A 22499-nucleotide genomic window follows, 5' to 3' on the forward strand; every position below is an offset into this window, starting at 1 on the left:
CCCTAAAATTTTCAGGTTCAAATTACTGTTCTTCAAAAACAAGGTGAACCGGATTGGCGATCTGCTCATAGCCGATTTCCTTGTAGATTTTATTGGCCGTGGTGTTATCAAGGTCCGTATAAAGCATGACAAAATCGTACTCCAACAACAGCTCATCTGTGACTTCAGCGACCAACGACCGTGCGTATCCCCTGCCCCGCTGACCCTTTGGAGTAAATACAAATGAGACCGTTATGCCATTTTTTGAAGGACGTGATTTCTTCATGCAGGAGACGGCCACTCCATCGACTTCCCACACATAGACTTCTTTCCTTTCCAGAAAGTCAGCAATCCGACGCGTAGCTTCCGCTTGAGTAGAATGACGGCCTATTCCCGTTTCCTGTTCGAAAAGCCGGTACCACTCCTCCAAAATTTCCGCATCTTTTTTACTGGCGACCCGCCATGTCCCTTCACTTTTCTGGAGTCCTTTAGTGACCGCATCAATCCGGTACAGGCCTTGGTTCATCAACACCTTTATCTGCTCTCCCGTATGGCGGGTCCACGCTTCCGCAAAGAGACGGGACGTTTCCTGTTCCCCGACAATCCCACTGACTTCAACCCCAAGATTCTGCAAGTGGCCGGCTATCTCTTGTTCAATTTCAGGGAAATGCCGAAAAACAACCAATTGCAAGGCATGCGGGGGCGTCATCAGGCAAGCCGCTACAATTTCGCCTTCCTTTTTTGCGAGCGCCAGGAAATAATCTTCGTATTGATTTGCTTGAATTTGTCCAAGCACGCCCAAGAACAAACTATGAATGTCTTCGTTCCGGTACAGCAGCGGTGACACTTTTTCCGAAAAAACTGCTGAATCCGAATAGATAAGCAATTCCATTTCCCCACGTCCATTTCTGTTGTAATTCCTATTCATAAGGTATTAGCTATATTATGGAAAATCTCCTGCATATATCCGCTATTTCTTTATTTAAAAAACAACGTACTCCGAAAGTGTATCGGCTACGTTGTTTTTAAGCTGTGCTATTCCAATTCCATCTGTTTTGTTTCAGTTCCAAGAAATGCGACGGCCATCGCTCCGATGAGGATGGAGACACAGAAAATCCCGAAAATTATATTGATGCCGATTCCAGCTGTCAGCATCGAACCGACCAATAGCGGTCCGAGCACTCCGCCAACCCGTCCAAAAGATGCAGCCATGCCTGTACCGGTACCTCGGATGACTGTTGGGTACTGTTCCGGGGAATACGCATACAACGCCCCCCAAGCTCCCAGGTTGAAAAAGGACAGGAAAGCCCCCGCAACGATCAATAAGGTGATCGTATCCGCATTACCGAACGCCAAGGCACTGGCAGCTGTTCCGATTAAATACGTAACCAACACGAATTTCCGCCCCACACGCTCGATAAGCCAAGCAGCTGAAAAGTAGCCGGGCAATTGAGCCAGGGTCATGATCAAGACATATTGGAAGCTTTGAATGAGCGTAAACCCTTTAAGCACCATTACACTCGGCAGCCACAGGAACATTCCATAATACGAAAAGACGACTGTAAACCAGACGATCCACAACATTAAAGTAGGGCGCCTGTATTTTTTGGACCAGACGTCTTTAATATTGGTGGAAATCGACCGCAATACATCCTTTTTAGCGGAAAACTGGGGTGAATCCGGCAAATTGATGCGCAGGTAAAGTGCATAAAGCGCCGGCAACGCCGTCAGCAGCAGCGCAATACGCCAGCCGAAAGACGGAATGATGAAGTATGAAATAACTGCCGCAACCAGCCAGCCAGCTGCCCAAAAACTTTCCAGCAGGACGACGACACGCCCGCGCTCTCTTGCTGGCACACTTTCTGATACCAGCGTAGAAGCCACCGGCAGTTCTCCGCCCAGTCCCATTCCGACAAAAAACCGCAGAATCATAAACGCTGCGAGCGTCGTAGTAAAGGCGGAAAGTCCGCTCGCTATGGAAAACAGCAGTAAAGTAATGATGAATATCTTCTTCCTGCCAACGCGGTCTGCATAGATGCCGAAGACGAACGCCCCAACCGCCATCCCGATTGAATTGACGCTGCCAATCCAACCCATTTGACTGGAGGTCAGTCCCCAGTCCTCGTGCAATGCTGCAATTACGAAAGATAGAATCCCGACATCCATCGCATCAAAGAGCCAGCCCAATCCGGCGACCCATAGTAGTTTGTTTCTTGAAATAGAACCTGAATTTTTCTCAGCTACAGTCGACATTGCCATTCTCCTTGTCTTTACACATGTACAGTGGTGTCTTTACACAACTATACGCTGAAGGCCGTTTGGTGACAAGCCGCGAATGAAAATCTGTTTTTTCCAAAAATTCAAGGTCAGATGGCACGAAGCAATCAAATCATCCCTGCAGTTTAACTGGAAGAATTATTTGTCGACGATATAATCGCTGCGTTCATGCTGACCATCATCGCAGCTTGTTGGGCTTGCATCAAGGTCTCCAACGAGGTCGAAAAAGTCATCGCAGCTATGTCCTGGGCATCGATACTGTCAGTCATCGCCTGTTGGACAGCCGTAGAAAAAGCCATATCCTTATACCATCGGAAAATTTTATGTTTTTCCAACTCACGTGTATTTGATGCAATCCCACTTAGCGCTTCACCGTCCACTCGCGTTACCGCTAAAAAACCAAGAATGGGGTATTGGGCAGTACGGATTTTTATTTTTTCCTCTTTGAAGAATTGATGGATTGCTAAAACCCGCCCCACCATTTCCGGATCATAGGTCGGGGAATCGAAAGTCATGATTTGAGATAGCCATTGAAGATCGTTGCCCATCGTGAAGCCCTGTTCGCGAAGGTCGCGGTAATACATATTCATGGTTGTTGCCCGTTCTTCAAGATCCCCTTCCCTGCTCGCCAATAAAGCTGCATAAGGAATGTCTTCGTTTGATGTCAGAAACTTATGATGCTTCTTCATCTCTTCGTATAATTTTCTTGTCCGTTCCGCTTCTTCCGGCTGCTTCATCAACAGCGCTGCCAGATACGTGTAGGAAGTTTTCCAAAATCCAGCGTTGTTAAGCTCTTTCTGATTTTGGTTGACCAACTTCAACGAATTTCCCACATCTTCTTCTTTGATCACCATGAAAGCTGCCGCGATATGGAGCAAGTGTGAGCGGAGAGGCGAAGTCCAGCCCTCATTCTTTTTGATGGTTTCGACCGCTCCCTCGTGTGCCTTGCCGTCAAAACTTCGGCCGCGGGATAAGTAAACATTTGTGACAGCCAATACAATCCGCTTGTCTACTGCCCAGCCGGCTATTTTCGATACCTCCGAGAAAGTCTGTTCAATGCGTTTGATGTCCATAGAAAAAGCCTCCTTTCTCTTTACTACGAGAACAGGAGGCAAAAGTTTCATGATTAAACGATCAGCACCAGACTGACAGCCATCACTGCCATGCCGGCCACCAATCCGTAGATGGACAGATGCGCTTCGTCATAGCGTTTCGCTGCTGGCAATAATTCATCAAGTGAGATGAAGACCATGATGCCAGCTACGCCGGCAAATATGATTCCGAACAATGTGTCGCTGAGAAAAGGCATCAGGAACAACCAGGCAGCAATTGCTCCGATCGGCTCTGAAATCCCGGAGAGAAAGCTGTATTGAAAAGCTTTTATCCGGCTGCCGGTTGCATAGTAAATCGGTACTGATACGGCGATGCCCTCCGGAATGTTATGAATGGCTACGGCGATTGCAATAGCTACCCCAAGTGCAGGATCCTGTATAGCCGACATGAATGTGGCAATCCCTTCCGGAAAGTTGTGGATACCGATTGCTAAAGCAGTAAAGATCCCCATTTTCCGAAGCCTGGCATACTCGTCATTGGTGGGTCCTTCATCCATATCTTCCACTGTTTTGACTTCATGCGGATTTCCCAGTTGAGGCAGAATCCGATCCAACGCCGCCATGAAAATCATTCCGCCGAAAAACCCAGCGAGAGTCAGCCAGTAGCCCATCGTCTCACCATGGGCAGTCGTCAAGGAATCTTTTGCTTTAAAGAAGATTTCGATCATAGAGACATAAATCATGACGCCAGCTGAAAATCCTAAAGAAATCGACAGGAATTTTGTATTGGTACGGGATGCAAAAAATGCAATTAAACTGCCAATCCCTGTGGCCAGTCCAGCAAAAAGAGTTAGTCCAAGTGCGAATAAGACTGTACTATCCATAGTCATGCCTTCTTTCCAATTCTAGTGAATATGGTTATTGTACAGCGAAAGTTTCCTTAGCGCAACTTTTTTTAACTAAGAAAGATTTCCCATTATTCATTCACATCACCAAGCAAACTTTTCAATTTTTGCCAATCAGCATCCTTTAACGTTCGAACAGGCGGATTATAAAATACGCTGGCTGGATGAAAGGTAGGGAAAATGTGGTAAATTTCAGCCGTTTCTTTGAAATGGCCATCTTCGTCATCCCAATATAGAATCGGCGTCTCCATCAGCACTCCATGAAGTTCCATGACTTTCGCTTTGGGACCGATCAATCTCTGCAATCCGACATTCCCTAAAGTTACAATCAGCGGCGGACGGACGTCTTGAATCTCGGTATCCAAAATAGGCGCATGGGCGATTATTTCTTTTTTGGTCGGTGGCCGGTTGTACTTTCTTTCGATGATTTCTCCGTTGCGCTTTTTTTTGGTTCCCCATTTATAAGGTCTGCTTCTTACCGCACTGGTGATATAAACATCCTCCCTTGCCAAACCAACACTTTGCAGAGAAGCCATCAATTCTTTTCCTGCTCGCCCTGTAAATGGGATGCCCGTTTCCACTTCATTTTCTCCCGGCGCTTCCCCTACGAGCATAATCGCCGGATTTTTCGGTCCACTCCCCCATACAAAGCCATCAACCGGATATCCCTCAATCCGTTTTTTTCCCATTGCAGCTACTTCTTCTGAAATTCTATACATCCAAATTCACCTCTATTTTTATTTTATGTTAGAAAACCTAACATTAATTCAAAAAAACTCTTGCATTATCAGAAAATATAAACTAATATGTTAACAAACCTAACATCAAGGAGGAGATAACATGAAAAAGATTGAAACGATTATTCGGCCATCCGTTTTCGCAGACGTTCGCCAAGCTTTGGCACTTGAAGGAATAGACGGTTTGAGTGTAACGGAAATTGCCGGAATCGGAAAGCAGGAAGGCCGAGTCGGATTGTTCCGCGGGAATGCCTACACAATGGAGTTTTCTCCGAAATTGAAACTGGAGATGGTGGTGGAGGACCACAAAGTCGAAGATATTATTCAAGCTTTGTTGGACTACGCTTCAACCGGCCAGGTTGGGGATGGGAAAATTTTTATTTTACCGGTAGAGGAAGCAATACGGATCAGAACAAAAGAACGCGGCACAGTCGCAATTGGATAAGGAGGAGATTGGATGGAAGCAGTTCAAAGTTCAGTAGATATGATATGGGTGATGCTCGGGGCTATGCTGGTATTTTTCATGCATGCAGGATTCGCAATGGTGGAGTCAGGATTTACACGTTCTAAAAACACCTTGAATATTTTAATGAAGAACATGATCACCGTTTCACTTGGCTCGATTCTCTTCTTTATTGTGGGATACGCTCTAATGTTCGGTCCTTCTTCTTTCGGATTGATCGGCACTGAAGGATTTGCTCTTTCAGGGGTCGAAGATATTGGATTCTTTGTTTTCCAGGCAGTTTTCGCCGCCACTTGTGCAACAATCATTTCCGGGGCGGTGGCTGAACGGATGAACTTATCCGCATACATTTTGCTGACCATCGCTATGACCGCCATCATCTATCCAATTGTCGGACATTGGGTATGGGGAGGCGGCTGGCTGTCACAGATCGGCTTCATCGATTTTGCAGGATCCACTGTAGTGCATTTAACAGGTGCGGTGGCTGCATTTGTAGCAGCATGGAAAATCGGTCCACGCCTTGGCAAGTACAGCGGAAAGTCTGTCAATACAATTCCCGGCCACAGTCTACCACTTGGCGCATTAGGCGTTTTCATCCTTTGGCTGGGGTGGTTCGGATTTAATGGAGGCAGCACCTTGGCAGCCGATCCTGCCCTCGTGCCTCCGGTAATCGCTAATACCTTATTGGCAGCTTCAGCCGGGGTTATCGCTACCGCTGGATATACACGGTTGCGCTACGGCCGCATCGATGCTTCCCTGACGATGAACGGCGCACTTGCCGGCCTTGTCGGCATTACCGCAGGGGCAGCGAACGTCTCTCTTGTCGGCGCTCTTGCTATCGGGTTGATAGCCGGAGTTGTCATGACCGAAGCGATTCGCTTGCTTGACTCTAAAATTCGCATCGATGATCCGGTCGGAGCTATTTCCGTTCACGGTATTGCAGGTATCTGGGGGACGCTTGCAATCGGATTATTTGATACCACGGGTGGACTCCTTTACGGAGGCGGAGCAGAAATTCTCGGCATCCAGACAGTCGGCGTTCTCGCCGTAATTGCATGGGCTTCGGTTTCAACAGGCTTGGTGCTCTTCGCCGTTGGCAGCATCGTGCCGCTAAGGGTCACAGCAGAAGACGAAGAAGCAGGCCTGGACTTTTCAGAGCACGGCTCACAAGCATATTCGATGCAGGATGTTCTGCAGGGTTCACCGACCGGACGCAACGATTCGTTTGCCCACCGGTTGAATCAATTGGGAGAGACACCTTCTTCCCAGAAATCGATCTCCTGAACAAAGCAAAAGAAGAGGAATTCCTGTCTAGTCCAGGAATTCCTCTTCTTTTTCAATACTTGTCTTTTTACGAAACAGTCGCTCACGGAGTTCATACCAGACAGCCACTCCAACAAACCACGCATATCCAGCAAACAGCCCGGCAATTACATCAGAAAAATAATGTTCTCCACCTGCCACTCTTGATAAGGCGACAGTCACGGACAACACGACAGCCACCAGCCAGACCACTGCCTTCGATGTCCGGGAAGCACTCCCTTCAGAAACAAAATAAGCCAACGTAAAGAGATACAGCAAACCGACCATCGCATGGTTCGACGGGAAACTGAAGGACTCCAAAGCATCCGGTAATTCCGGTCGCGGACGCTCGAACCAGCCCTTCATTAACTGATTCAGAACATTCCCCACACCTACCGCAAAAAAGACAAACAACATTGCCCGATAGTTTTTTTGGAACAACCAAAGATAGACGAGCAATAAGAGGCTGACAGAAATGATCATCCAAGGATCTCCTAAAAATGACATGCTGCTAAGCAGCGTCCTGCCACCGAGTAACTCTCCTGCAGACCGATCGATCCGAATAATGGACTCACTTGAGTAATTTACGAGTATGGCAAAAAAGCCAAGCAATGCCGCTACTGCCAACGGATAAAAAAGACGCTTCAAGACATCCACCCTCTTTCATCAATACCTATATTTTAACATATGCAAAACGAAAAGCCCGCCTGCCCTATCGGCAAACGGACTCGATGCCCTTCCACTCACTGCAGCTCAAGCACACCATCAACCATTTTAAAAAGTTCAGAACATCTTCATTTGTCAGAACCAAGGGCTGCCCATCGTCGAAGCATACAAACAGAAAATCAGCGGGAATCCTCTGGATTCCCGCTGATTTTTATTGTTTTTTATTCGAATGCAGATTCTATGTCTGTTATCATTTGAGCGACAGACTGCAATCCGCCACCTGACAAGTACCAGAAATCCGGATCCAAGTAGATGATTTTATCGTTTTTGTAAGCATTCGTTTTTTCAACCAATTCGTTTTCAAGAGATTCTGCAGCACTTGTGCCGCTATCAACTACAGCGTTGCGGTCAACCACGAACATGATGTCCGGGTTTGTTTCCAAAATGTATTCAAATGAAACGCTTTGGCCGTGAGTTGAAGCTTCGATGCCTTCGTCAGCTTGTTTGACACCGAACACATCATGGATGATGCCGAAACGTGAAGCTGCGCCATATGCGCTTACTTTGCCTTCATTGGCAAGAGTGATCAATGCTTTTTCATCAGATTCGCTTACTGTTGCTTTTACAGATTCGATTTGTTCATCAATTGCTGCCAACTCTTCAACGATTTGATCTTCTTTACCGAAGATTTCACCCAGAGTGGTCATGTTTGATTTGAACGATCCCATGTAATCAGTAGTATCTACAGCCATATGGATAGTTGGGGCGATGTCAGAAAACTCTTCGTACATTTCAGCCTGGCGCCCAGAGATGATGATCAAGTCCGGCTCCATAGCATTGATCGCTTCAAAGTCCGCTTCTTTCAACGTACCGACGTTCTCGTACTTCTCAGCGTCAGCATATTTTTCAAGGTAAGCCGGCAAAGATTCCTGTGGAACTCCAGCAACAGCTTCAACACCTAATTTGTCGATTGAATCAAGAACACCAAAATCGAATACGACTACCTTTTCAGGGTTCTTGTCAAAAGTCGTTTCACCAAGTTCGTGCGTAACTGTCATTTCTTCTTTTTCTTCCGCCTCAGCAGTTGCTGTATCGGATTCCGTCGTTTCTTCAGTGGATCCACAAGCTGCAAGGAAAGCCACCATCATAAGGGTAAATGCCACCAATAACCATTTCTTCATATCGTTTCGAGCTCCTCTTTTTTAAGAATTGAAGTATACGCAAATCCGGCAATTGTTCATCTGCTGAATCGGGATATCCATATCGTAGATTTCTTTTAATGCAGCACTTTGGATAATTTCTTCTGTCGTACCGTCTTTGACCACCCGGCCATTTTTCAAGGCTACGATGCGGTCGGAATAGACAGATGCGAAGTTGATGTCATGAAGGACAATGACCACGGTTTTGCCGAGATCGTCGACCAAACGGCGCAGAATCTTCATGATTTGAACAGAGTGTTTCATATCCAGGTTATTCAAAGGCTCGTCCAATAAAATATAATCGGTGTCCTGTGCAATGACCATCGCGATGAATGCGCGTTGGCGCTGACCACCTGAAAGTTCATCCAGATAGGAGTTCTCCATTTCCTTCAAATCCATGTAATCGATTGACTGGTCCACCATTTTTTCATCTTCATCATTCAGACGGCCTTTTGAATAAGGAAAGCGGCCAAAAGAGACAAGCTCGCGAATTGTCAAACGGACATTCATATAGTTGGACTGCTTTAAGATCGATACACGTTTTGAGAACTCATTGGATTTCAACTTTTTGGTATTGGTTGAATCAATGAGGACTTCTCCGGTATCGGCATCCAAAAGACGGCTGACCATAGAAAGCAATGTGGATTTCCCAGCACCGTTCGGTCCGATAAAGGACGTAATCTGGCCGCGTTGGATATCAACAGAGACATTTTCCACAACTTGTTTTTTGCCGTATAGCTTTGTCAATTCACGAACTTGGATCATTTAGATCGACTCTCCTTTAATAGTAGATAGATGAAGTAGACTCCACCGATGAAATTGATGATAACGCTCAATGTCGTATTGAAAGTGAAGAGCCGCTCCACTACCCACTGGCCACCGATTAAGGCGACTACACTGATGACAATAGATCCTGTCAATAAGACCGAATGTTTATATGACGTGAAGAATTGATAGGATAAGTTTGCGACAATCAAACCGAAAAACGTAATCGGTCCGACCAGGGCCGTGGCAATTGCAATCAAGACAGCCGACAGAACCAGCATCTGTTTTACCAATGCGTCGTAGTTTACACCGAGATTGATCGCTGTATCCCGCCCCAGCGTCAGAACATCCAAGGACGAATTTTGTTTCCAGGCGAATGCAATCAGCAAAGTGATGATGGCCAGTGAGGTCCACACCAAATCAGAATTGACATTATTGAAGCTGGCAAACATCCGGTCCTGAATGATCGAGAATTCGTTGGGGTCGATCAGCACTTGGAGGAAAGTCGTAATACTGCTGAAAAACGTTCCGCAAATGATGCCGACCAATAAGAGAAAGTAGATCGGCCGATCGTTCTTTTTAAAGAGCAAGCGGTAGAATAACAAGGCGAAGATTACCATTACAGCAATCGACAGCAAGAAATTCACTTGCTTGTTTACGATTGTAATATGATCTGAACCCAGGAAAAAGATCAGCACCGTCTGAAGCAGCATATACAGTGAATCCAAGCCCATAATGCTCGGCGTCAATATCCGGTTATGGGTGATGGTCTGAAAGACAACCGTCGCATATGCGATGGCGACTCCCGTCAAAACCATGGCAAACACTTTTACCCCACGTCTCGGCAATGCGTAATCGAAACTCCCGTTCAGGTCCTGAAACAGATAGACTCCACAAGCCGCTAAAGCTAAAGCGACTAGTATGAGCATCTTATGTAGGTCACGCATACGATTTCCTCCTAAACAATAAGAAGAGGAAAATAAAGCTTCCGATAACACCGACCATCAGGCTAATGGAAATCTCATACGGATAAATCAGCACTCTTCCCAAGATATCGCACATCAGCAAGAAAATAGCTCCAAGCATTGCAGTATGCGGCAATGTTTTTTGTAGATGATCTCCTTTGAAGATCGACACGATGTTCGGAATGATCAACCCAAGGAATGGGATAACCCCCACCGTCAAAACTACCGTCGCCGTAATCAAGGCTACGAGTGTCAAACCGATGTTGACGACACTCCGATACTTCATCCCCAAATTTTTAGAGAAATCTTCGCCCATACCTGCTACCGTAAATCGGTTGGCGTATAGATAAGCGATGACAAAGACCGGAACGCTGATGTAGAGAAGTTCATAACTCCCCTTCATGACCATCGAAAAGTCACCTTGCAGCCAAGCGGACATGTTCTGGATAACGTCCGCCCGGTAAGCGAAAAATGTTGTAATGGACGACAGGATGTTCCCAAACATCAAACCCACTAAAGGAATGAATATAGCATCTTTAAATTTGATGCGATTTAGAATTTGCATGAAAAGAAAGGTACCGGCAAGCGCAAAGGCGAAAGCCACTGTCATTTTTTCCAGCATCGATGCATTGGCAAACATCAGCATCGATACCAGAATCCCAAGCCGAGTGGCGTCCAATGTACCTGCCGTCGTTGGAGACACGAACTTATTGCGGCTTAACTGCTGCATGATGAGTCCTGCCATACTCATCCCTGCACCCGCCAGCAAAATCGCGACCAGCCTTGGCAGACGGCTGATCAGGAATATCTGTGTCTCTTCCGATTGGAAATCAAGCAAATCAACAATGCTGATACTGCTGACCCCGACAAACAAGGAAATGATTGACAGTATGATTAATGTTGGTATTAAATAACGTTTCTTCATTCCTGTCCCTCATCTGTCCTCAATAAAACAATATTGATTATTCGATAGTGATAATCATTATCACTGCTTACAGATTTCAGTATAGCATGATGAAAAGAAGAGTCAATGAATAATTGAGAATAATTTTCATTTAGATGAGAATTGTGAGCATTTGTCAAAAGTTCGTCAAATAGTCAGAACATAAGGCAAAGAGCACACCAATGTGGCGTGCTCTTTGCTTTCTTATCTCTTCATCCTTATTGAACGCTTAATTTCTCAACCAGTACTATCAACCTGCTATTTCCTGTGCCTGCTCCACGACTTCAGCTGGTATGGTGATGGCTTCGATTTTATTGTACTGGCTGTAATCGGCCTGTACATCCGACTTGATGTTCATCATGTCGCCTTCTATATTCATATCCATGTCCATTTGCATATTCATGCTGTTTGTCAGGAAAGTTTCTTTATCGATCGTGAGAATGTAGTTCACTGAATGGATGGTCATGTCTTCAAGTGCCATTTGCGCTTCAATTTCCATTTGGCCTAAAGTTTTCTCCAACTGCTGATCCATCAATTTTTTAAATTTTTCTCCAGAAGCATCCAGTGTCAAGATATACTCATCTGCTGTCTGTTCAAATGTAAAATCTTCCTGGAATTCAGCTAATTCTTCAAGCTGTTGAGAAGGATCAGCTGTCTGTTGATCAGCCAAGCCTTTCAGGTCATCAATACTTTCATCTGGCATCTTCAGCCAAGTCGCCATTGTTTCTTCATACATATACATTCCTTGTTCCGTGAAATACATTTCCATCGTCATCGGATTTGTATTGTCGATCTCCTCAGACACGATGGAAGTTTCGGCCGTCTGGTGGAAAGCCAGCGGTTCAGCCGTCATGTCCATGGAAGAATCCACTTTCATATTGATCACCATGCCATCAGGCTGCATCGCCATCACCTGATCTGTTTCAATATCTGCATGAAGACTGTTAATGCCCTCAGAAGCCTCTACCGATTTGGTATACACCTCTTTTGCCGTCAAATCGCTGTTTTCACCTTTTGCCGTTACATCTCCAGACGCCGGTTCCGCTGTTTCTCCACAAGCGGAGAGGCCAATCGCCAAAGTAGCTGTGCTCATAAACAATATCCATTTCTTCAAAGTATTCGCCCCCTTGTTGGTTTTTATCCTTCTTTCCGATTTTGCCGTTCAATGGAGTGTATTGAAAAATAGCCCATTGTTTTTAGTTGTTTCTATACTTACGTAAGCCCTTGAAAAAGGTTCCATATTCATTATATACCCAAATACCATTCGTCTATTTCTCCATTTTCGATTATACTTTTCATTGTGAGAAAAAAACGAGGTGGATGTTTTTGAAATTAAAGCAATTTTTTAAGTACTACAAGCCGCATAAACGGCTGTTTATCATTGATTTTTCCAGCGCCGTCTTTGTGGCTATTTTGGAACTGGCATTTCCGGTCGCTGTCCAATGGTTCATCGACGACCTGCTTCCAAGTGGAAACTGGGGAACGATCACTACTGTCAGCTTCCTGTTGTTGGCCGTCTTCCTATTAAGTACGTTATTACAGTATATCGTCAGCTATCTGGGCCATAAACTGGGCATCAATATCGAAACCGATATGAGGGAAGAGCTGTTTACCCACGTCCAACGACAGTCTTTCCGCTTCTTCGATAACACCAAGACCGGCCACATCATGAGCCGCGTGACCAACGACCTGTTCGACATTGGCGAACTCGCCCACCACGGACCGGAAGACTTTTTTATCGCCATCATGACATTTTTCGGGGCTTTCGGCATCATGTTCTGGATAAACCCGAAACTGGCATTGGTCACATTAATCGTCATTCCGTTCCTGATCTGGCTCATTACGTTCTGTAATATCAAGATGAACCAAGCCTGGGGCAACATGTATGGAAAAATCGCTGACGTCAACGGCCGCGTGGAAGACAGCGTCTCTGGAGCACGTGTAGTCCAATCGTTTACAAATGAAGAGTTTGAAATCGAACGCTTCAAATCAGACAATGACCGTTTCCGCCTGGCGAAGATGGTCGCTTACAAAGTCATGGCAGCAACACATTCCAGCATCTATATGATGACCCGTCTGTTGACTCTGGTTGTCTTGGTTTATGGAGCCTGGCTTAATTTTCAAGGTGAATTATCGTACGGGGAACTTGTCAGTTTTGTGCTGTTCCTGAATGTTTTGATCAAACCGATCGACAAAATCAGTGCATTGCTTGAACTTTATCCGAAAGGCATGGCAGGTTTCAGCCGTTTCCGTGATTTGATCGAACAGGCACCCGACATCAATGACCGGAAAGATGCCGTTGCCGTTGAAGGATTAAATGGAGACATCCGTTTTGATAATGTCCATTTCGGCTATGACGACAACAAACCTGTTTTATCAGGGATTGATTTGAAATTGCGCGCCGGAGAGACCGTTGCGTTTGTCGGGCCATCAGGTGCCGGAAAAACGACGATTTGTTCATTGATCCCCCGATTCTACGATATCCAGCAAGGTTCCATTTCCATCGATGGCATGGATATCCGGGATATGACCATGCATTCCCTGCGCTCGCAGATCGGCATCGTCCAGCAGGATGTTTTCCTGTTTACCGGAACGATCCGCGAGAACATCGCTTACGGCAAGCGGCATGCCACTGAAGACGAAATTCTTGCTGCTGCCAAAAAAGCGCATTTAGAGGATTTCGTCCAAAAATTGCCGCATGGCTATGATACACAGATCGGGGAACGCGGCTTGAAATTGTCAGGCGGCCAAAAACAGCGCCTGGCTATCGCCCGCATGTTCCTGAAAAATCCGCCGATCCTCATATTGGACGAAGCCACTTCTGCACTCGATACCCAAACAGAGCGTGTCATCCAGGAAGCTTTGGCAGCGCTCGCTGAAAACCGGACGACTTTGATCATCGCCCATCGCCTGGCCACAATCCGTGATGCAGATCGTGTGATCGTCGTTACGGAAGACGGCATTGCCGAACAGGGTGGCTACAGCGAATTACTGGAAACTGACGGCATTTTTGCAAATCTGCACCGCATTCAGTTTCAGCAATAAGAAATCACACCAACAAGTAAAAATAGAGGCTGTCCGATTCATTTATGAGAGGTGTATTGCGTCATGCGTGACTGGAATTACCGCCGGGGAATGTGGCGTATCAGAATTTGTGGCCATTGTGATCCGGCCGCTCATCTCGATGCATTGGTGCATTACCATCCCTTGGCCAAAACGACCATGAGCAAGTGGGAATTCACTGGAACTCATTCCACTACTACCGCCTCCAAGATGTTGAAATCGGCAAATATGCCATTCGCCGGGAGTTATAAAGATCGAATATATCCCATTTCTGAACTTTTTGAAGGCATGGAAAGTATTTAGAGCTTATTAGAAAGTATTCAGCCGTTTACGGAAAGTATTTGAACCCAAACAGAAAGTATTTTATCCAACTTGGATAGTAAGCTCTATTAATGGAACAAAACCATTCTTTTTTTCAAATAAAACCCCCAAAAACTGCATACAAAGCAAAAACCGCTGGAGAAAAATCAATGATTTTTCTCCAGCGGTTTTAGTTTAGGGACTTATGGGACAGCCCCTTTTTGACTTTCTATTTCCCGATGACAAACTCTTGGTAGCGGTCATAATCCGCATGGCTCATTTCCACTTTCAGCAAAGTGCCTTCTTCTTCGTATTCCGTTTCCAGAATACTTGCTTGTTCGTTCAGGTAAGCGACGATGTCTCCTCGATCGAATGGAATGACCATCCGGCAAGTGACGTAATCTGCAAAAATCCGTTTCTTGATGACTTCCAGCAGTTCATCCAGACCCTTGCCTTCTTTTGCCGCAATCCATAAGCCGTCCCCATTTACGGTCGGGTAACGGACGCCTGCCAGATCTGATTTGTTGTAGACATACAGAGTCGGGACGTTCTCCACTCCAACAGCCTGCAGCGTCAGATTGGTCACTTCCATCATATAGCGGTGCTCTTCGTTTGAAACATCGACGACGTGCAGTAATAGATCCGCATTTCGGGCTTCCTCTAATGTGGAGCGGAAAGCTTTTACCAGGTGATGCGGCAGTTTGCTGACAAATCCGACCGTATCCGTCAGCAGGAAGCTTTTGTTGTCCTCAAGACGGATCTGGCGGACAGAGGTCTCGAGTGTGGCAAACAGCATATCTTTTTCAAATACCTGCTTTTCCTCATTCTGTCCGGTTTTCGCCAATAAGCCATTCATGACAGTTGATTTTCCGGCATTTGTATAGCCGACCAGTGATACGACTGGCATGCCTTTTTTGGTGCGCTGCTTGCGCTGTGTGACGCGCTGATCCTTGATATGCTCCAGCTCTTTATGAAGCTTTGAAATCTGATCTTCAATTTTTCGGCGGTCCAGCTCAAGCTTCGTCTCCCCGGCTCCACGGTTGGCTACGCCACCGCTACTGCTGCCTCCTTGGCGGCCAAGCGATGCGCGCAGGCCGATCAAACGGGGCAACATATATTGAAGCTGCGCCAATTCCACCTGCACCTGTGCTTCACGTGTTTTTGCACGCCGCGAGAAGATATCCAAAATCAGCATGGTCCGGTCGATAACTTTACATTCCAAGTCTTCTTCCAAATTCCGGATCTGCGAGGGCGACAGTTCATCGTTGAAAATCACCAAGTTTGCGTCCGATTCTTCATAAAAGGCTTTAATTTCTTCTACTTTTCCGCTCCCCACATAATGCGAAGGATTAATGCGGTCCAGATTTTGTGTAACTTCTCCTACTACTTCCACATTGCAGGCTTCCGCCAAGTTATGCAGTTCTTCCATTCCGTAAGTGAAATGCAGATCTTTTTGGAGCTGGACACCGACAATGACCGCTCTTTCTTGTAATTCATCCATTTATGTTGTCCTCCTATTTCAGGAAAGGAAAATTCCTATTCGATTCCTCCATTTTACCACAGTTTCTTTGCTGCCCCCTACAGACGGGGCAACCAGTACTGGCCATGCTCAAATTCCACTTTATTTTCGCCGTCCGCAAAATGCACTTCTTCCAGACGTTCCTGCGGCTGATCGGTTTTTCTGAATTCAATCCGGCAATTCTCCAATTCCAGGCTGCCGCCGAGAATCTTCCGCCAAGCAGCTGCGGTTTCTTCCGGATCCCTTACTCCAAATACGCAACGGCCGATTGCCAATGTTTCGTTTGAAGCTTCAATAGCTCCCGTATCCCGTAATTTTCTGTAGCGTTGTTCATCTGTTTCCTGCCATTCAATGAAAAACGGACAAGGCAGCCGTGCGGATATCTCTTCTTCAATGAACAGCATCTTCCACTTGATCAGCTGTCCGGCTTCTGTCCGGCGCTCCGCATCCAACACTCCTGATGTCTTGACCCCTCGGTCTCGCAATTCTTCATCCAGTTTTTTGATAGCAGCAGTTCGTACACAAATCGTCCCAAAACCGACTTGGTCATGCAACAGCAATCGGGTGAGCGGATGATTTGCCTGAGACGCAATTTCTGCTTTTTCGACTGTCAGCCACTCAATATAGCAGTCTTTCAAATACAGCAGTGCATTAAAAGTTCCCCATTTCTCGTGCCGGCCGCCAATAGCTGCATGAAATCCTTTTTGCTGCCACTCGGCTGTCGCCTTTTGGGGAGTTTGGCGGACAAAATGAACAATGTGATCCAATTCCATAAAGCACCTCACTTTTTCTACTTTATCTAACCGTTCGCTATTGCTTCCTCTCTTCCCTTTTTATCGGAGTAGAAAAACCAAATCCGAAGTTTTCTGATTATTCAAACTATTAATTTGATTTTTTTACCAAAATGGGTGGTATTTTTTCTGAATATTCGGTAGGGTAACTATATAAAAGTTTATAGGAGGTCGTGATGGATAAAAAACTGTTTTTAAATCCTGTATTTATAGTATCCGCCGCCGTCATTATTGTACTTGTTATCTTCGGTGCAACCACACCCATTCAATTCGGAGAAGTAGCAGGAAACCTATTCAGTTTCACAACCCTGAATTTCGGCTGGTTCTATTTACTCGCAATTTTTATCATTACACTTTTTCTCATCATCATCGCCATATCCAAATATGGGAGCATCCGGCTTGGCGCCGATAATGACCGTCCGGAATTCCCATTCTTTACATGGGTCGGCATGTTGTTTTCTGCCGGTTTCGGAGCCGGCCTTGTGTTTTGGGGCGTAGCTGAACCGATGAGCCATTTTTTCACCACCCCTTTCGGCGCTGAAGCACAAACGCCGGAAGCAGCAAGAGTTGCCATGGGCTATTCGTTTTTCCATTGGGGCATCAGCCAGTGGTCGGTCTTCGCCATTGTTGGCCTCGTCATCGGATTTCTCCAGTTTCGTAAAGAGAAACCGGGCTTGGTCTCTACGGCCCTTGAACCGGTGCTCGGCAGAAAGCCCTTAGTCAAACACTCGATTGATTCCCTTGCTGTTATTGCTACAGTCATGGGGATTGCCACATCCCTCGGCTTGGGCGTGCTTCAAATGAACGGTGGGCTAAATGCGGTATTCGGCATTGAAAACGCTTTCCCGATACAATTAGGGATTATCATTGTCATGTTCATCGCTTATACCATATCTTCTTCCACCGGCCTAAAAAAGGGTATTGCGTACTTAAGTAATTTAAACCTTGGTTTGGCTTTGGTTCTCATGATATTCGTCTTTATTGCAGGGCCGACCGTCTTTATCATGGAGACTTTCACTTTAGCGACCGGCGACTACATCACCAAATTCATCTCCTACAGTTTGCGCCTTGAACCTTATGAAAATGGCGAATGGGTTCAGGGCTGGACCATCTTCTATTGGGCCTGGTCAACTGCCTGGTCTCCGTTTGTCGGCGCGTTTGTTGCACGCGTATCCAAAGGGCGGACCATCCGCGAATTTGTCGTGGGGGTTCTTGTCATTCCACCGGCCATTGCCTGCGTTTGGATCGCCGTGTTCGGCGGCACGGCACTTTGGTACGATTTGAATCAGGGCACAGGAATTGCCGAAGCTGTCAATAACGATCTGACCTCGGCGTTGTTCCAAACTTTCGAAGTGCTGCCATTTACACCGATCATGTCCATTCTTGCAATCTTGCTGATCTTTACCTTCCTCGTGACTTCTGCCGACTCCGCTACATATATTCTGGCGTCGATGACTAGTTACGGAAGCCTGAATCCACCTACAATCTTTAAAGTTGTTTGGGGTGTGCTGATGGCTGCGATTGCGGCAGTTTTGCTGTATGCAGGTGGACTGGGAGCCCTGCAAACCGCTTCTCTGATATCCGCCCTGCCGTTCACGGTATTGCTGATAATCATGCTGTGGTCCTTCACTAAAATCATCCGTAAAGAATCACTGCCTATTCGGGAATCCGATTTACAGCGATTCAAGCTTATGGAAAAAGAAAACAAAAAACAAAGCGATAAATAATCGAATGACCGACAAAAGGCGTACAACCTTTCCATTTGGAAAGAGCTGTACGCCTTTTTGCTCGGAGAATTATTTGTCTTCGTTGATCAAACGAACTGTTTCGTCGAATTCTTTCTCAATCTGTGCATCCGGTTTGTAAGTAACAAGGCTAACTAGCCAAGTGACTAGCAAACACAGGAAGAATCCTGGAATGATTTCGTAGACACTGCCGATGAAATTCGTCATCTCAGTAGCTCCAGGATCATCTGCAGCCGTACCGATGAGATCCCAGATAATGACTGTGACAGCACCAACGATCATACCCGCTAAAGCGCCTTTTGAAGTCAGTTTGCGCCAGAACAAAGATAACAAGATGATGGGTCCAAAAGCGGCACCAAACCCTGCCCAAGCATAAGCAACCAAGCCGAGAATGGTGTTGTTCTGTTCCCATGCCAGGTAAGCGGCAATAACTGCAATCAATGCTACAGCAATCCGCCCCAAGTTTACATAGCCTTTTGGCGAAGATTCTTTTTTGAATGCGATTTTGTATAAATCTTCGATTAACGCAGATGAACTCACCAAAAGCTGAGAAGAAATTGTACTCATTACTGCAGCCAAAACAGCAGCCAGTACAAATCCGGCAATCAATGGGTGGAACAGGATCTGGCTCAAGTCAAGAAAGACCGATTCAGGATCCACTAAAGTTGCTCCAGGGTTCTGCTGGAAGTAAGCGATCCCGATAAGCGCTGTCGCAGTTGCTCCAAGAAGGCTGAAAATCATCCAGCCCATACCGATGCGGCGGGCTATGCGTACTTCCTTCAAGGTCTTGATCGCCATAAAGCGGACGATGATGTGCGGCTGGCCAAAGTAACCAAGACCCCAGGCCACCGCAGAAATAACTCCCACTGTCGAAGCTCCGGAAACCAGGCTTAACATATTCGGGTCAACTTCACGAATACTTGCAGCGGTTTCGCTAAATCCGCCTGTAGCGAAAATCCCAATTGCCGGTACTGCGATCAACGCCAGCACCATCATGATGCCCTGGACAAAATCCGTGTAACTGACCGCCAGGAATCCACCAAATAATGTATAGGCTACGACGACTACCGATCCCAGGACAAGCCCCAGATGATAATCCATTCCGAATGAACTTTGGAAGAATAATCCAGAAGCTACCATTCCTGATGATACGTAGAATGTGAAAAAGATCAAAATGATAATACCTGAAACAATTCTTAATAACCGTGATTTGTCTTTCAAACGATTTTCCAGGAAACTTGGAATCGTGATAGAGTCACTGGTAACGAACGAGTAAATCCGTAGTCTCGGCGCAACGAAGAACCAGTTTAAAAAGGCACCGATTGTCAATCCGATTGCGATCCACACCTCAACTAATCCACCGAGGTAAATAGCACCCGGCAAGCCGAGCAATAGCCAGCCAGACATATCCGAAGCACCTGCACTAAGTGCGGCGACTGCTGGTCCAAGCCCCCTTCCACCAAGCATGTAGTCGGATAAATTTACTGTTTTCCGATATGCGTACCAGCCGATGAATAGCATGGCTGCCAGATAGATCGTTAAAGCAATGATTTGATAGGTTGTATCTGTCATTCTATCCCCTCCTTGTTTAACAGTGTAACATTCTTGACACATATTAAAAGTCCCATTTTCGGTTTTACAGTTGATACAAGCGGGGAAAAGAGTGTCAAGGAGGCGATTATTATGCCATGGAGCAAAAATGATTACCCGGATTCGTTCAAAAATCTCGACAATTCTGTGCGCAATAAAGCCATTGAAATTGCCAATGCGCTGCTTCGTGATGGCTATGAAGAAGGCCGGGCAATCCCGATCGCTTTAGAACAGGCAAAACGAAATGTGGAAGGTGATGAAGAGCGGCCAGTCTATGAAATCAGAAAACATGATGAAGGATGGCAGTTAAAGAAAAGAGACAGCAAGAAAGCGATTCTAATCGAAGATACCAAAGAGAGCCTGATGGGAGAAGCCAAGCGCTACGTCAACAAAAACCATGGAGAACTGCATATTTACACTGAAGATGGTTCCTTGTCGGACACGCTCTACGAATAACTATAAACAAGAAAATGCTGCTGTCGCTTCTGACAGCAGCATTTTTATTTGAACCAGCCTTTTTCTTTGAAACGCGAAATGGCTTCGATCCTGTTTCCAACTTCCAGTTTATCCAGAATCGTCGAAATGTAATTCCGCACTGTGCCAGTCGTGATGAACAGCTCTTTGGCAATCTCTTTCGTGCTTCGTCCTTCCGCAATCAATTCCATTACCTGACTCTCCCGGTCGGTCAATGGATTTTCATCAGCATACGCCAGATCCACTAATTCCGGTGCATAGATCCGGCGCCCATCCATGATCGACCGGATGGACGTAGCCAAATCTTCACTTGGGCTGTCCTTCAGCAAATATCCGCTGACTCCCGCTTTTCTAGCGCGCTCAAAATAACCTGAACGGGCAAAAGTCGTCAAAATAATAATCTTGCACGGCTGATCTTTAAGAATTTCCGCAGCATCCAATCCACTCTTTAATGGCATCTCGATGTCCATGATGCAAACATCCGGCTGCAGTTTTTCGACAAGCTCAATCGCCTCTTCACCGTTTGATGCTTTACCGACAACTTCCATGTCCTCTTCCAAATCCAGTAACGAACCCAAAGCTCCAAGCATCATCCGCTGATCTTCAGCTAATACGATCCGTATCATTCGACCGCCTCCTTTGAACTATAGAGAATCACGTTTGGCACCCGGATGTTCAAGGTGGTGCCTTCCATTTCCTTAATATCCACTGAACCATTCACAAATTCGAGCCGTTCCCGCATACCTGCCAGTCCGTTCCCTTGCAGGAAAGTATTGCCTTCCGGGAACCCTTTGCCATCATCCTGTACCTGAACAAGGATTTCTTCAGGATTTTGCTTGATCAAGACGCTGCAGCGCGTAGCACTGCTATGTTTGACGACATTTGTCACGGCTTCTTTCAAGCACATGCTCAAAACATTCTCCACCAAAAGTGGTGTATTGGTCAGCTGCGGAGAACCATAGAACACAAAATCAATTTCAGCCGCTTTTAAAATCTGTTGAATACGTAATAACTCTTCGTCCAACTTGGTGCCACGCATATTGGAAACCAGTTCCCTCACTTCCTTTAATGCAGTGCGGGCAGTTTGGCGGACATCATTTATTTCACTTAAAGCAGATTCTGGATTTCGGTAAATCAACTTTCCAGCTAAATCACTTTTCAACCCGATCAACGAGAGCTTTTGGCCTAGCGTATCATGAAGATCACGTGCAATCCGTTCGCGTTCTTCAATGATGACCAGTTGAGAAATCCGTTTATTGGCATCTTCAAGCTGACCTTCTAATTTCTCTCTCTTATTGCGGTTGTAGGTATTGAAAGGCAGAAGAATCACACCCAATATGCTGAGCACAATGAACGGCAACTCCGAAATATACAATTCATTATGATCGAGAAAACCGAATACCAAAGCCATTATCGTCGTTCCGATATGGAGGCCATAGACGATGAAGAAACCGACTTTATTGCGCAGATTCCCGATGAAGAAAGCAACAAAGATAGCAAGGTACACATAACCGAACAACAGGATCATACCAATGTTAATGGCCATCTCCAGACTTACCCAAACATACACAAAGCCGGTCCTTGAATTGAAAGACAGCCGGTAAGCAATGAAGAACAGCAATAGCAGAAAAATGCCAAAAATAATTTCAGGCAGTGAAGAAGAACGAAAGATAAAGAAGAACGGCAAAATACAAAAGATAACCCAAGCGTAAAGACTCAACCACGGGTTTTTAGGAAATATTTGATACCAGCTTTGCATAAGGG

22 protein-coding genes are annotated in these 22499 nt (G+C 45.9%); 6 read left to right on the forward strand and 16 right to left on the reverse strand.

Going from position 1 to position 22499, the window contains the following annotated elements; translation table 11 throughout:
* Nucleotides 1–22 precede the first annotated feature (22 nt).
* The 5 genes from ACRC6Q_RS13970 to ACRC6Q_RS13990 form a co-directional block, all read right to left on the reverse strand.
* Entirely contained in the window at nucleotides 23–871 is an 849-nt protein-coding gene (locus tag ACRC6Q_RS13970) for a GNAT family N-acetyltransferase (protein ID WP_431466847.1), read from the reverse strand.
* 143 nt (nucleotides 872–1014) lie between these two features.
* Nucleotides 1015–2232: an MFS transporter gene (locus ACRC6Q_RS13975; protein WP_223637068.1), complete on the reverse strand. Its 1218-nt coding sequence runs from the start codon at nucleotides 2230–2232 to the stop codon at nucleotides 1015–1017.
* 149 nt (nucleotides 2233–2381) lie between these two features.
* Entirely contained in the window at nucleotides 2382–3329 is a 948-nt protein-coding gene (locus ACRC6Q_RS13980) for a DUF4003 family protein (RefSeq protein WP_431466848.1), read from the reverse strand.
* Nucleotides 3330–3382: 53 nt separating this feature from the next.
* Entirely contained in the window at nucleotides 3383–4192 is an 810-nt protein-coding gene (zupT, locus tag ACRC6Q_RS13985) for a zinc transporter ZupT (protein ID WP_431466849.1), read from the reverse strand.
* Between the two features lie 92 nt (nucleotides 4193–4284).
* A complete protein-coding gene (locus tag ACRC6Q_RS13990; protein ID WP_431466850.1) occupies nucleotides 4285–4932 on the reverse strand; it encodes a uracil-DNA glycosylase in 648 nt (215 codons plus the stop codon).
* A gap of 121 nt (nucleotides 4933–5053) precedes the next feature.
* Between ACRC6Q_RS13990 and ACRC6Q_RS13995 the strand changes: the two genes are divergently transcribed.
* Together ACRC6Q_RS13995 and ACRC6Q_RS14000 are read left to right on the forward strand one after the other, a co-directional pair.
* Nucleotides 5054–5395 (forward strand): P-II family nitrogen regulator, encoded by a 342-nt coding sequence (locus ACRC6Q_RS13995; protein WP_298832635.1) that lies wholly within the window; start codon nucleotides 5054–5056, stop codon nucleotides 5393–5395.
* 12 nt (nucleotides 5396–5407) lie between these two features.
* Entirely contained in the window at nucleotides 5408–6697 is a 1290-nt protein-coding gene (locus ACRC6Q_RS14000) for an ammonium transporter (protein ID WP_431466851.1), read from the forward strand.
* 27 nt (nucleotides 6698–6724) lie between these two features.
* Here ACRC6Q_RS14000 and ACRC6Q_RS14005 read toward each other — a convergent pair whose 3' ends face one another.
* The 6 genes from ACRC6Q_RS14005 to ACRC6Q_RS14030 all read right to left on the reverse strand — a co-directional run bounded on the left by ACRC6Q_RS14005 (nucleotide 6725) and on the right by ACRC6Q_RS14030 (nucleotide 12367).
* Entirely contained in the window at nucleotides 6725–7363 is a 639-nt protein-coding gene (locus ACRC6Q_RS14005) for a phosphatase PAP2 family protein (protein ID WP_223637086.1), read from the reverse strand.
* A gap of 239 nt (nucleotides 7364–7602) precedes the next feature.
* Nucleotides 7603–8562 carry a siderophore ABC transporter substrate-binding protein gene (locus ACRC6Q_RS14010; protein WP_431466852.1) on the reverse strand — a complete coding sequence of 320 codons (960 nt, stop codon included), beginning with the start codon at nucleotides 8560–8562 and terminating at the stop codon, nucleotides 7603–7605.
* 21 nt (nucleotides 8563–8583) lie between these two features.
* Entirely contained in the window at nucleotides 8584–9345 is a 762-nt protein-coding gene (locus ACRC6Q_RS14015; protein ID WP_146558308.1) for an iron ABC transporter ATP-binding protein, read from the reverse strand.
* On the reverse strand, nucleotides 9342–10292 hold the full coding sequence (locus ACRC6Q_RS14020) for an iron chelate uptake ABC transporter family permease subunit (protein WP_223637094.1): 951 nt from the start codon (nucleotides 10290–10292) through the stop codon (nucleotides 9342–9344). The genes ACRC6Q_RS14015 and ACRC6Q_RS14020 overlap by 4 nt, the downstream gene beginning before the upstream one ends.
* A complete protein-coding gene (locus tag ACRC6Q_RS14025; protein WP_223637098.1) occupies nucleotides 10285–11235 on the reverse strand; it encodes an ABC transporter permease in 951 nt (316 codons plus the stop codon). Before ACRC6Q_RS14025 ends, ACRC6Q_RS14020 begins: the two co-directional genes overlap by 8 nt.
* Nucleotides 11236–11503: 268 nt before the next feature.
* Nucleotides 11504–12367, reverse strand: coding sequence for a DUF6612 family protein (locus tag ACRC6Q_RS14030; protein ID WP_223637101.1), 864 nt, complete (start codon nucleotides 12365–12367; stop codon nucleotides 11504–11506).
* Between the two features lie 206 nt (nucleotides 12368–12573).
* On the opposite strand from ACRC6Q_RS14030, the gene ACRC6Q_RS14035 reads away from it, so the two are divergent.
* Both ACRC6Q_RS14035 and ACRC6Q_RS14040 read left to right on the forward strand, forming a co-directional pair.
* Nucleotides 12574–14298, forward strand: coding sequence for an ABC transporter ATP-binding protein (locus ACRC6Q_RS14035; RefSeq protein WP_223637104.1), 1725 nt, complete (start codon nucleotides 12574–12576; stop codon nucleotides 14296–14298).
* 63 nt (nucleotides 14299–14361) lie between these two features.
* Nucleotides 14362–14619 (forward strand): hypothetical protein, encoded by a 258-nt coding sequence (locus tag ACRC6Q_RS14040; protein ID WP_223637107.1) that lies wholly within the window; start codon nucleotides 14362–14364, stop codon nucleotides 14617–14619.
* Between the two features lie 226 nt (nucleotides 14620–14845).
* Here ACRC6Q_RS14040 and hflX read toward each other — a convergent pair whose 3' ends face one another.
* Both hflX and ACRC6Q_RS14050 read right to left on the reverse strand, forming a co-directional pair.
* The gene (gene hflX, locus ACRC6Q_RS14045) at nucleotides 14846–16117 is read right to left on the reverse strand and encodes a GTPase HflX (RefSeq protein ID WP_223637110.1); all 1272 of its coding nucleotides are present in this window, start codon (nucleotides 16115–16117) and stop codon (nucleotides 14846–14848) included.
* Between the two features lie 77 nt (nucleotides 16118–16194).
* Nucleotides 16195–16908, reverse strand: a complete 714-nt coding sequence (locus tag ACRC6Q_RS14050) for a VOC family protein (RefSeq protein WP_223637113.1) — start codon at nucleotides 16906–16908, stop codon at nucleotides 16195–16197.
* Between the two features lie 194 nt (nucleotides 16909–17102).
* On the opposite strand from ACRC6Q_RS14050, the gene ACRC6Q_RS14055 reads away from it, so the two are divergent.
* Nucleotides 17103–18653: a BCCT family transporter gene (locus ACRC6Q_RS14055; RefSeq protein ID WP_223637116.1), complete on the forward strand. Its 1551-nt coding sequence runs from the start codon at nucleotides 17103–17105 to the stop codon at nucleotides 18651–18653.
* Nucleotides 18654–18722: 69 nt separating this feature from the next.
* On the opposite strand, the gene putP is transcribed toward ACRC6Q_RS14055, so the two are convergent.
* Nucleotides 18723–20243 (reverse strand): sodium/proline symporter PutP, encoded by a 1521-nt coding sequence (gene putP, locus ACRC6Q_RS14060; RefSeq protein WP_223637119.1) that lies wholly within the window; start codon nucleotides 20241–20243, stop codon nucleotides 18723–18725.
* Nucleotides 20244–20354: 111 nt separating this feature from the next.
* On the opposite strand from putP, the gene ACRC6Q_RS14065 reads away from it, so the two are divergent.
* Nucleotides 20355–20717 (forward strand): DUF2188 domain-containing protein, encoded by a 363-nt coding sequence (locus ACRC6Q_RS14065; RefSeq protein WP_223637121.1) that lies wholly within the window; start codon nucleotides 20355–20357, stop codon nucleotides 20715–20717.
* Between the two features lie 44 nt (nucleotides 20718–20761).
* On the opposite strand, the gene ACRC6Q_RS14070 is transcribed toward ACRC6Q_RS14065, so the two are convergent.
* Nucleotides 20762–21361 carry a response regulator transcription factor gene (locus ACRC6Q_RS14070; protein WP_223637124.1) on the reverse strand — a complete coding sequence of 200 codons (600 nt, stop codon included), beginning with the start codon at nucleotides 21359–21361 and terminating at the stop codon, nucleotides 20762–20764.
* Complete coding sequence (locus ACRC6Q_RS14075; protein WP_223637127.1) at nucleotides 21358–22494, reverse strand: sensor histidine kinase; 1137 nt, start codon at nucleotides 22492–22494, stop codon at nucleotides 21358–21360. Before ACRC6Q_RS14075 ends, ACRC6Q_RS14070 begins: the two co-directional genes overlap by 4 nt.
* Between the last annotated feature and the right edge of the window lie 5 nt (nucleotides 22495–22499).

This window comes from Planococcus sp. SE5232 (genome assembly GCF_050686535.1).
In the GTDB taxonomy this organism is placed as follows: domain Bacteria; phylum Bacillota; class Bacilli; order Bacillales_A; family Planococcaceae; genus Planococcus.